Origin of the sequence: Neobacillus pocheonensis (assembly GCF_050477905.1) — a bacterium.
Lineage (GTDB): Bacteria > Bacillota > Bacilli > Bacillales > Cytobacillaceae > Neobacillus > Neobacillus pocheonensis_A.
In genome coordinates, this window is record NZ_JBCNAD010000093.1 from 1 (window position 1) to 10224 (window position 10224).

At 37.8% G+C, this 10224-nt stretch carries 8 protein-coding genes and 1 pseudogene; 4 read left to right on the forward strand and 5 right to left on the reverse strand.

Going from position 1 to position 10224, the window contains the following annotated elements; translation table 11 throughout:
• Positions 1–244: 244 nt before the first annotated feature.
• Positions 245–1015 (reverse strand): cyclase family protein, encoded by a 771-nt coding sequence (locus tag ABES02_RS29010; protein WP_430141371.1) that lies wholly within the window; start codon positions 1013–1015, stop codon positions 245–247.
• A 293-nt stretch (positions 1016–1308) separates the two neighbouring features.
• Between ABES02_RS29010 and ABES02_RS29015 the strand changes: the two genes are divergently transcribed.
• A complete protein-coding gene (locus ABES02_RS29015) occupies positions 1309–2292 on the forward strand; it encodes a hypothetical protein (RefSeq protein WP_430141372.1) in 984 nt (327 codons plus the stop codon).
• A 117-nt stretch (positions 2293–2409) separates the two neighbouring features.
• Here ABES02_RS29015 and ABES02_RS29020 read toward each other — a convergent pair whose 3' ends face one another.
• Positions 2410–2853, reverse strand: coding sequence for a carboxymuconolactone decarboxylase family protein (locus ABES02_RS29020; protein ID WP_430141374.1), 444 nt, complete (start codon positions 2851–2853; stop codon positions 2410–2412).
• A 261-nt stretch (positions 2854–3114) separates the two neighbouring features.
• Here ABES02_RS29020 and ABES02_RS29025 point away from each other — a divergent pair, with 261 nt between their 5' ends.
• Positions 3115–3606, forward strand: a complete 492-nt coding sequence (locus ABES02_RS29025) for an RrF2 family transcriptional regulator (RefSeq protein ID WP_430141376.1) — start codon at positions 3115–3117, stop codon at positions 3604–3606.
• Between the two features lie 281 nt (positions 3607–3887).
• Here the strand turns inward: ABES02_RS29025 and ABES02_RS29030 are convergent, their stop codons facing one another.
• The gene (locus tag ABES02_RS29030) at positions 3888–4886 is read right to left on the reverse strand and encodes an aldo/keto reductase (protein ID WP_430141378.1); all 999 of its coding nucleotides are present in this window, start codon (positions 4884–4886) and stop codon (positions 3888–3890) included.
• Positions 4887–5237: 351 nt separating this feature from the next.
• Here ABES02_RS29030 and ABES02_RS29035 point away from each other — a divergent pair, with 351 nt between their 5' ends.
• Both ABES02_RS29035 and ABES02_RS29040 read left to right on the forward strand, forming a co-directional pair.
• Complete coding sequence (locus tag ABES02_RS29035; protein ID WP_289985975.1) at positions 5238–5810, forward strand: TetR/AcrR family transcriptional regulator; 573 nt, start codon at positions 5238–5240, stop codon at positions 5808–5810.
• Between the two features lie 73 nt (positions 5811–5883).
• Positions 5884–8367, forward strand: a pseudogene (locus ABES02_RS29040) (cytochrome P450); the annotation flags it as partial.
• A gap of 227 nt (positions 8368–8594) precedes the next feature.
• On the opposite strand, the gene ABES02_RS29045 reads toward ABES02_RS29040, so the two are convergent.
• Positions 8595–9185 (reverse strand): molybdopterin-dependent oxidoreductase, encoded by a 591-nt coding sequence (locus tag ABES02_RS29045; protein WP_430141380.1) that lies wholly within the window; start codon positions 9183–9185, stop codon positions 8595–8597.
• Between the two features lie 330 nt (positions 9186–9515).
• Positions 9516–9887 (reverse strand): hypothetical protein, encoded by a 372-nt coding sequence (locus ABES02_RS29050; protein ID WP_430141383.1) that lies wholly within the window; start codon positions 9885–9887, stop codon positions 9516–9518.
• Positions 9888–10224: the final 337 nt, after the last annotated feature.

Consider the following 10224-nt stretch of genomic DNA (forward strand, 5'->3'; position numbering starts at 1 on the left):
ATTCGCACTTGTATGGACTCTTATGTTAAATGCCGGATTGATATTATTTTTTAGGGTGTCTAAATCAAAAACATCTAAATCAAATAAAAAAGAAGAACCTACTAGAAGAAACAAAAAGCAATCAGCTTGATAAAGGGAAACTGAGGAAAAAATAGAATTTAAATTTACCTATCTAATGATAAAAGCCCCGGATTACGATAAGGAGATCCGGGGTGCTTATTTGAATGGCTGATCTGTCTTCCCTTTACTCTAAAATAGCAACAGGTCGTGCCCAACCTGCACTGGCACCTTTTATTTTTATAGGAAAGACAGCCACATTAAAACCAAATCGTTTCGGAAGTAATTCCAAGTTTGCTAGTTTTTCAATTTGACAATACTCTGCTTCTTTCCCAACGTAATGAGCGGCCCAAAGAACGCCTTCGCGTGGGTTATTTTTATAATCCTCAGCTTGTTTATAAAGTGGTATATCCCATCCCCAGCCGTCCGTCCCCATAACCTTTATCCCTTTTTGAATCAGCCATCTTGTCGCTTCCGCCGAAACACCTGCATGGGCAGCAGCATAATGATCTTGATAATATTTTTTATCTGCATCCGTTCGAACTAGGATGATATCAAACGGCTGTAGTTGATAGTCCATTTCTTCTAACTGTTTTTCAAAGTCTTCAATGATAATTTCATATCCTGCTAGTTTATCACTAAAATCAAAAAGAACACCATTGCCGTAGAACCATTCAAGAGGAAGTTCGTCAATGGTTCGAGAAGGAGTGCCTGCAGTTTTGGCAGCATAATGCCATGGCGCATCAACATGTGTACCTGTATGTGTCGTTAAGGTAACGGTTTCGACAGCCCATGCAGCGCGGTCAGGAAAATCACTTGGTTTCAAGCCCAACACCTGAGCAGCCTGTTGTGCTCCCTCCTCATGCGATCCATAGCTAATCTCTGGTGGAAAAGGCTCTTTTGCTTGATTATCTAATGGTACACTTAAATCAATTATGCGTAGCCTTGTTCGATCCATTTATAGAACCCCCTTATAAATATTTTCATTGGTTAATATTGAGAGATTATGAAATAACTTGGTAAACAACAAAAAAAGAAGAGTCAAAAAAAACAAATAGATTCTTCTTAAAATTTACTATTCATTTATATTTTCTATTCCAATTTTTCCAGGTGCCAAAGGGACGGTTCTTGTGGTAGCAATTAACCTCTTTTGAACCAAGAGAACCTTTCCCATGGTTTCTTTTAGATTGGACGAGTATCTAAAGTTTGTTATACTTTTTAGAAAATGCAATGGCACCGGGAGTTGAAGGAATGAGCACGAGAAGTACAACTTCATCGATTGTTTCATGGTTGATGGAAATAAAGAAATGTCAAATTACCCAATTAAATTGGAAGGTATCGACCCGTTCATGGAAATTACATAATGAAGATACAATTGAAGAAGTCCTGACTTCTGCAAAAGATTTTTTTAATGAAAGGTTTAACTTTAAGCTTTTCAAAGACACTGCTTCTCTAATCCCATTTTTACATCAAGGTAAAATTAACATAATAGGACTTGATATAAGATCCGGTACGGTAACGAACATGTATGGAATCATCACCTCTTTAGACGCAGATGTTAGTAAATATGGGAGCACTACTGATAAAATCGAACACATTCTTAATGAATTGATTCGTACTGCCATGCTAATCCATGGTTATTATGATCTATCCAATGGCACGATTGTCTTTGCAACACCTTCAATAAATTCATCCATAAATGGACAACTCACGGATGCTGTAAGAGTACTAAATGAAATTTTCAAAATTTATGGCTTTCAATTTAACTTTACAGTATACATAAATGAAGAATTCACTGAACATGTACTGAATTCTGTGGCTATTCGATCAAAAATGAAACGAGTACCAGCTATGGGTACAAAAGACTTAGTAGGTCTGAAGAAAAATCAGAAAAAGGACACGAATGAACACCTTAGAATAGGAATCCTGGTTCGAAATGAAATGGGGAAACTCGCAAAAAATAACCAACTTGCCAATGAAATGGTTCAAAATTTATTAGATGAAAGATACTCGAAGGAAACATTCGGCATCAATTTCCCTGTACTGAAGAAAGTAGTAGAAGACAAACCATTAGGTGAGCAAACGACAGTCAATGGTCTTAGACGATATTGGAATATGAGTTATATTATTAATGGAGAAAAATATAAAATTTGTCATAGCTGGAGTGAGCTACAACGGCCGAAGTTTTTAAACTGGCTCGAATTAATAAGTGAAAAGTCTTCTAACAATTTTTGAATTTCTGCTTCAAACAGAGTTAATCCGTCCTATACCGGTGTGTAGGAAGTCGGGGGAAAGTCGCCCCCTCCCCTCCCTACCGTAACAATTTGAGATACAGATGTTCGTTGAGAGTAATTAATTTTCAGTTGCTAGGTTACCCATTGAGATTGAAATTCTATTCCAATTGTTTATTTGATTGATTATTAGAACAAGATCAACATATTGTCTCTCGTTATAATGTTCACGAACGCGCTGATAAAGTTCATCAGGTACACGTTTTGTCGGAATTAAAGTTACGTACTCTGTCAATTCAAGAGCTACTTTTTCTTCATCTGTGTAAAATGTACACTCTCTCCAAGCACTAATACAATATAAACGTTGTTCCGTTTCTCCCATTTTTCTAGCATCAGCTGTATGCATGTTAAGACAATATGCACAACCATTTATTTGAGAAGCCCGAATTTTTATAAGTTCACGAAGTTTACGGTCTATACCTGAAGTTTTCGTATACTTCTCCATTTCCATCATTATTTTAAGAGCTTCTGGTGCTACATTGTAATAATCAATTCGTTGTTCCATTTGATTTCCTCCTAAAAAAGTTTATTCAATAAAAAATTGAATGGAAGATAGTACTTTAATGAACACCTTGATTCATAATGAATTTAGGGTTTTATTAAAGACTAAGTTAATCGACGATTAACTTAGTCTACAATATGTGAAATATTTATTCTTGTCAATTGAATAGATTTACCAACTAGAGCCTTCTTTTATTTGACTTACACTCTAAATACTCATAAGATACAATTGGATAACCCTTAAATTAAAAGCAGGTGAGTTTATTTGCAGTATAGTGTCGGAGTTGAATATGCTTTACATTGTCTGGTTTATTTAATTGATGCTCCTTCCAGCGAAAGTATTGGGATAAAGGATTTGGCAGAATTCCAAGGGCTTTCTGAGACATTTCTTTCAAAAGTTTTCGGTAAATTATCTAAGGCTGGCATTGTGAGTTCTGTACCTGGTGTAAAGGGAGGATATAGGTTATCTAGGTCCCCAGGAGATATTTCCTTTTGGGATGTAGTTGAAGCAGTTGAAGGTACAAAGCCTATTTTTCAATGTAAAAATATTAAAGATAATGGTTATTTGTATAGGGAGAATTGCTGTCCGGCTCCCTCCTCTTGTACCATCAATTTAGTTATGCTCTCTGCGGAAGAAAAGATGCGTGATTACTTGCGAAGTAAATCACTTGCATGGTTAAATGAAGAACTTGATCGTATCTTACCCAACCAAATACGTGAGACTACTCGGAAATATTTTTCAAATAATAACTTATAAAGCAAACCTCTCATGAAATTGCTTAAATAAGAGCAATTTAGAGAGGTGTTTTAGTTGAAAGAAAACGAATCTTTTAACTGTCTATTAAGAACTCAACCAATCCTAACAAACTATAAAAAAGATGGTCGCAGCAGCGAACCATCTTAAGTGAAAACACCTTTAAGAAAAAACATTTTTATTTTCCACTATTAATACGCCTCCTCAATATGTATATCTTTCATAAACCTGCTTCGTTACTTGAATAAGTAAAATGCCTTGCTTCTATTGAAGTAAAGCACCAGTTAGTTAATAAACCATTTTTCCCGCGGTATAGGGAAGTATTCACCAGCGACAAGTTCTGGAGGTACGGCTTCTTCGATTCGTAAAAGGTCGTCTGAACTTAAATTCATTTCAAGTGCACCGAAGGAATCCTGAAGTTGTGATCTCTTTCTTGCTCCAACCAATGGGATAACATCTTCACCCCGAGATAGAACCCATGCGATAGCAATCTGCGCAACAGTTACTTGCTTTTCTTTAGCAATTGTACGCAGAGCCTCAACAAGGGCTAAATTCTTTTGGAGATTTTCGCTTGAAAACCGTGGAGCCTTCCGACGCTTATCATCCGTACCTAACTCTCGATCTTTTGACCATGTACCGCTCAACAACCCTCTTGAGAGAACACCGTAAGCCGAAAGCGAAATGCCTAATTCCCGTATAGTGGGCAAAATATTTAATTCGATGCTCCGATTAAATAGTGAGTATTCCATTTGCAGCCAACTAATAGAATGTACAGCGTGTGCGCGCCGAATTGTATCAGATCCTACTTCAGAAAGACCAATGTAACGTACATATCCCTTCTTTACCAAATCGGCAATTATACCAACCGTTTCTTCAATCGGTACGTTTGGATCGATGCAGGCTGTGCCTGGTTGATAAAGATCGATGTATTCAACACCTAGTCGAAGTAGTGTATCCTCAAGGAAATTCTTTACTGTATGAGGGTGGTTATCACTCTTTCGATGACTCTTGCCCTGTGAATGTAGCTTGCCATCGAATTTTACTGAGATGAATGCATTTTCCCGTTGGATTCCTTGAAATGCTTCACGTAGAAGTAATTCATTGTGTCCATCGCCGTAGAAATCCCCTGTATCAAAGAGTGTAATACCTTTCTCAAGTGCCGCGTGGATTGTTGCAATGCTTTCCATTCGGTCAGCATTACCATATAGCCATGACATCCCCATACAACCGAGGCCAATCTCTGAAACTAGTGGACCATTATGACCAATTGCACGCTTTTTCATTGGTATATACCCCCTATCATCATCAATCAAAAATATATGTGAATTTCCCCCACCGTATTCTAAGTAAAGCATCGAGTACAAACCCTTAAGGGTACATAAAAAAACGTCTTACACGCATTGTAGAAACGCACTATTAATTGGAGAAACTTAGAGATTATTTATTGTTTTTACAATGTGTCTTAGCTCCTCTATTTACCCTCATAGAATACCACATATACGAAACAAAGCAGCCTCATTCTACTTTGACGTTTCTAAATTTCAAAATAAAAAATAGGCATTTTTTCACTACCGTAAATATTCTGAATAGTGTAAAGTTAGTAAGTATTCACTAACCTGTAAGGTGGTCTTAAGATGGGAACACAATTGGAGACAAAAGATAAAATTATTCAAAATGCACGAGAAATATTTGCCGAACGCGGGTACAACGGTGCAACAACAGCAGAGATTGCAAGAAGAGTCGGCGTATCGGAGGCTGCTCTTTATAAACACTTTAAAGGAAAAAAAGATATTTTCCTTGCCTGCATTACTCCTGCCTTGTATAACAGCACCGTCAACCATTCTGACCACACCCCTGAGCAGGTTAGAGAAATTGTAAAGGAAAGGGTGGAACTTGTACGGCGCAATCTGGACAGCTTTAATATTCTCTTTAGGGAGGCGCCTAATCATCCAGAGCTGGCCAAAATGTTTTTAAATCAGGTCTATACGAATGATCAAAATATGAAACATTTGCTAAAAACTCTATCTAATAAAGAGTTGTCGCCAGTACAAACTCTACTCTATGAACTGGGCATCACCACAGCGATTTGGTCAATTCTTAATTTCGAAAAAATGCAGGCAGACTTAATTTCAGAGAAGATACCGGCGGAAAATCTAGAGGAAGAAATTGCTAATGTTATCCTATACGGGATTCTAGGAAACAAGTAACTGCTAAAACATTTCTGATTGTTTAGTTCAAGGATTCTGCTTTTTTTAAAATAGAAAGGAGATTTTATGGATTATGGAAGAATACTTGCCAATCCCTCAGCCTAAAACGTTTGGCCCACTAGGAAACCTGCCATTAATTGATAAAGATGCCCCGACACAATCATTTTGTAAAATTGCTGAAGAACTAGGTCCGATTTATCGCTTCCAGGCTTTTAGTTTGTCCCTTCTTTTCGTTTCCGGCCATGAATTAGTCGCAGAGCTTTGTGATGAATCCCGCTTTGACAAGAGCATTGCGGTTGCCTTGCATCATTTACGTGCGCTAGGCAGCGGCGGCCTTTTTACATCACTGACCAAAGATCCTAACTGGAAAAAGGCTCATAATATCCTGCTTCCTGCTTTCAGTCAGCAGGCAATGAGAGGATATCACGCTATGATGGTCGATATCGCTCAGCAGCTTGTAGATAAATGGGCACGGTTAAACCCAAAAGATAGTATTGATATTCCCGATAATATGACGAGGCTCACTTTGGATACGATTGGTTTATGTGGTTTTAACTATCGCTTTAACAGCTTTTACCGGGAAGAGCATGATCCTTTTATCGTTAGCATGGTTAGGGCGTTGGATGAAGCGATGCATCGAAGCACAAGGCTTCCGATTCAACAAAAACTCAAGGTACTGACTAATCGGCAATTCGCCAAGGACATTGATGTTATGTCTGCCTTGGTAGACCAGTTAATTGCGGAACGAAAAACGGGTGGCGACCAAGGTGAAACCGATTTACTAGCACGAATGCTCTATGCAAAAGATCCTGAAACAGGTGATCATCTGGATGATGAAAACATTCGGAGTCAAATCATCACCTTTCTCATTGCCGGCCATGAAACAACTAGTGGTTTATTATCATTTGCGATATTCCTTTTGTTAAAGAATCCAGATGTATTAAAAACGGCCTATGAGGAGGTTGATCATGTTCTAACTGAGTCTGCTCCAAGCTATCAGCAGGTTCTTGAGTTAAAATACATTCGAATGATTTTACACGAGTCTTTGAGATTATATCCGACAGCTCCGCAATTCGCCTTATATGCAAAAGAAGATACGGTTATTGGCGGAAAATACAAAATAAATAAAGGTGAAAATATTGCCATACTTTTGCCGCAGCTTCATCGGGATAAATCAGCCTGGGGAGATGATGTAGAAGAATTTCGTCCCGAGCGATTTGCAGATCCCAGCAAAATTCCACCCCATGCCTATAAGCCCTTTGGAAATGGTCAGCGTGCTTGCATTGGGATGCAATTTGCCCTTCATGAGGCGACATTAGTATTAGGTATGATTTTACAGCATTTTGAGTTAATTGATGACACCAACTATCAATTAAAGGTGAAACAAACCTTAACATTAAAGCCTGATATGTTTAGACTGCGTGTTAAAGCACGGGATAAAAAGGTTAAAAGTCCTTTTGAAAGTCAACTGCGCAGTAAATACGATCACCAAGTTCAACCTGTTACCATCAGCGGCGTTAACAATCGGACATTACACGTCCTTTACGGATCAAATCTGGGTGTAGCAGAGCGAATTGCAAAAGAACTTGCCCAAACGGCCAGCAGCTATGGTGTTGAAAGTAAAGCGGCTGAATTAAATGATTACGTTGGAAACCTGCCCACAAATGGGGCCGTTATAATCGTTACTTCCTCTTATAACGGAAATCCGACAAAGAATGCTCGAAAGTTTGTCCAATGGCTAGAACAAGCCGATTCAGCTTCTCTAAAAGGGGTTCAATACGCAGTGTTAGGCTGCGGCGACCGCAACTGGGCAAGTACGTATCAGAAGGTTCCAAGATTGATTGACGAAATGCTCGCAGCGAAAGGTGCCTCTAGGTTTTCGGAGAGAGGCGAGGCGGATGCCAGTGGTAATTTTGATTACCAAGTGGAAGAATGGAAAAAAAAGATGTGGTCGGATGCCATCGATACTTTCAGGCTGACACTGATTAAAAAAGAAAAGGAAACAACAGACAAACTAACTATTCGGTACCTCGACAAATCAGAGGATAAACTTATGGATGGTAAGTACGAAGTCGTACTAAACGACTGTAAACTTATTGTAAATGTTAGCAGTAAGCAACTAATAGCAAAAGCTGATGAGGTTACCTTTCATCATGGGGATTATCTCGATGTGTTTTCTGCAAATAGCTGCGTAAACATCAATAGGGCTTTACAAAGATATGGAATCACTCATGATGATCTTGTCATTTTGTCATCAGCAAATAGTAATTTACGTCATTTCCCATTAAATCAACCAATCCGTTTTGATTATCTGCTTCGTCATTTTGTTGACTTGGAGCAAGCCGCAACACTAAAACAACTACGTGAGCTGGCTTCGTTTACAGTTTGCCCGCCGCATAAGCGTGAACTTGAAGCCTTGCTGGTGGAAGGAGTCTATCAAGAACTAGTGATAAACAAAGGAATAACCATGCTCGATCTTATAGAAAAATTCGAATCTTGCCAAATGCCATTTGAACGGTTTCTCGAGTTATTGCCGCCAAAAAAACCGAAATTTTATTTAGATATAATAGTCCACGATGAAATGGTCGAATCGAAGCCATAATAATTAGATTGAAGTCCCTACTATTTTCATATTAGATGATGTCAGGGACTTCTTATGGCTAATTTTATGAACTATGAAATCCAATTCGGAATCTATTTATTATTTTACAAACGCACCCGATAGTTTAAGTGCATTGTTTCACAATCTTTGATGCTTCTTTTTGTTTCCTAAACGAATCTGTGTTAACGGTACCGCTCTTCTTTAAATGGATTTGCTGTCATCGAATAGCCAAGCTCTTCCCAAAAACCAGCCTCGTCTACTTTCATAAACTCAATCCCTGAAACCCACTTTGAGCCTTTCCATAGATAAAATACTTCTGGTGGAATAAACCTTAGTGGATAACCATGTTTTGGATCAATATCCTGCCAATCATGATTTTTATCCTTCCAATGGTATACAAACAAAGAATCGTCTCCTAATAAAGGCTCTAGCGGCAGGTTTGCAGAATAACCAAATCTGTCCCCATTGTAGTAACCGTAAATTTTAATGTATTTTACACCTTCATTAATTTCAACAAATTTCAATAACTCTCTAAGTGCAATTCCTTCAAAAGTTGTATCAAATTTAGACCAGGTGGTAACACAATGCATGTTAACGTTTGATATGGTCTTGGGAAGCTCCATGATTTCCTTATAGGATAAGAACTTTTCTTCCTTCACCTCACCAAAAAGTCTGAAATTCCATGTGATTTCATTAAACTCGGGAACATCCCCTGTGTGCAATATTGGCCATTTTTCTGTTTCGAATTGGCCAGGTGGAAGCTGCTTTTTCATCATACACCATCCCTTTTTCATCATAAACGTTAATTAATTCAAAGTGCTTTGTATAGTATGCTTCAAAATAATGAAAGCAACCTGTAGTCAAATCCGTTATTTGGGATATACCTAAAATTTGGAACCAGTATATTCCCATAAATTTCTTATTCGACTATCCTGCTCCGTTAGTACAACAAGCAAAAAAAGACCGCCGCAGCGATCATTTTCTTAAACTCTTGCACCCGATAGTTTAAGTGTACTACTTCACAAATATACTAGCCTATACGCATTAAAAAAGTTGTTTTTGTTATTCCAAGTTTAAGAATTTCGTCTTTTAATAGCTCTTCTTTATCTTTCGATTGAATATCCTTCAAGCACTTTTCGACCACTTTCGAGTTCACTCTGGGAAATATTTTTAACAATGTAAAAATCAATAAAAGTCTTATCTTCCTCTTGTCCCCATTTCGAATTAACAATTGCATTCTTTAATTCGTTTCCGACCGATTGAGTTATAGATTTTTTCTCGGCTTCATTCATATTAGACCACGATTGCTCGTTAATGTACACAGAACCTCTCCAGTGCTCCATTTCCCGTCCAGCAGCAACCATTTCAATGACCCCGCTTGATTCTTCAGAAATCTTTGTCACAAGATCAGTGAATTTCTGAATTGCTTCAGATTCTTCTATTTCTGCCTTCTTCTTTGCTTCTGCCTTTGCCATTGCCATTGCTTCTTTTGCTTTTTCAGCTTTATGTTTTGCTTCTTGAATTGCTTCCTGCTTTACTTGCTCTTTTTTTTCTCATTTGTGATAAATTGAATTGCAATAACCACAACAATCAAAAATGCGATTCCAATAAAAAGAATTTTCTTCGTCTTACCACCCATTCAAACCCCACCTAATTTAAATAATATGATAATTTCAATATAATGAAAAGATCATACCATCGAATGCAAAAATTATCCCTAAAAAAGATAAAAATAAATATGAATTTCTGTGTAGCATTATTGACAGCGGTTCCTCTCGTTATTTTACTATCCTGCTTCGTTAGCTGAATAAG

Coding starts and splice junctions, on each gene's coding strand:
- ABES02_RS29010 (WP_430141371.1), bottom strand. CDS start 1,015: ATGGATCGAACAAGGCTACGCATAATTGATTTAAGTGTACCATTAGAT.
- ABES02_RS29015 (WP_430141372.1), top strand. CDS start 1,309: ATGAGCACGAGAAGTACAACTTCATCGATTGTTTCATGGTTGATGGAA.
- ABES02_RS29020 (WP_430141374.1), bottom strand. CDS start 2,853: ATGGAACAACGAATTGATTATTACAATGTAGCACCAGAAGCTCTTAAA.
- ABES02_RS29030 (WP_430141378.1), bottom strand. CDS start 4,886: ATGAAAAAGCGTGCAATTGGTCATAATGGTCCACTAGTTTCAGAGATT.
- ABES02_RS29035 (WP_289985975.1), top strand. CDS start 5,238: ATGGGAACACAATTGGAGACAAAAGATAAAATTATTCAAAATGCACGA.
- ABES02_RS29045 (WP_430141380.1), bottom strand. CDS start 9,185: ATGAAAAAGCAGCTTCCACCTGGCCAATTCGAAACAGAAAAATGGCCA.
- ABES02_RS29050 (WP_430141383.1), bottom strand. CDS start 9,887: ATGGCAAAGGCAGAAGCAAAGAAGAAGGCAGAAATAGAAGAATCTGAA.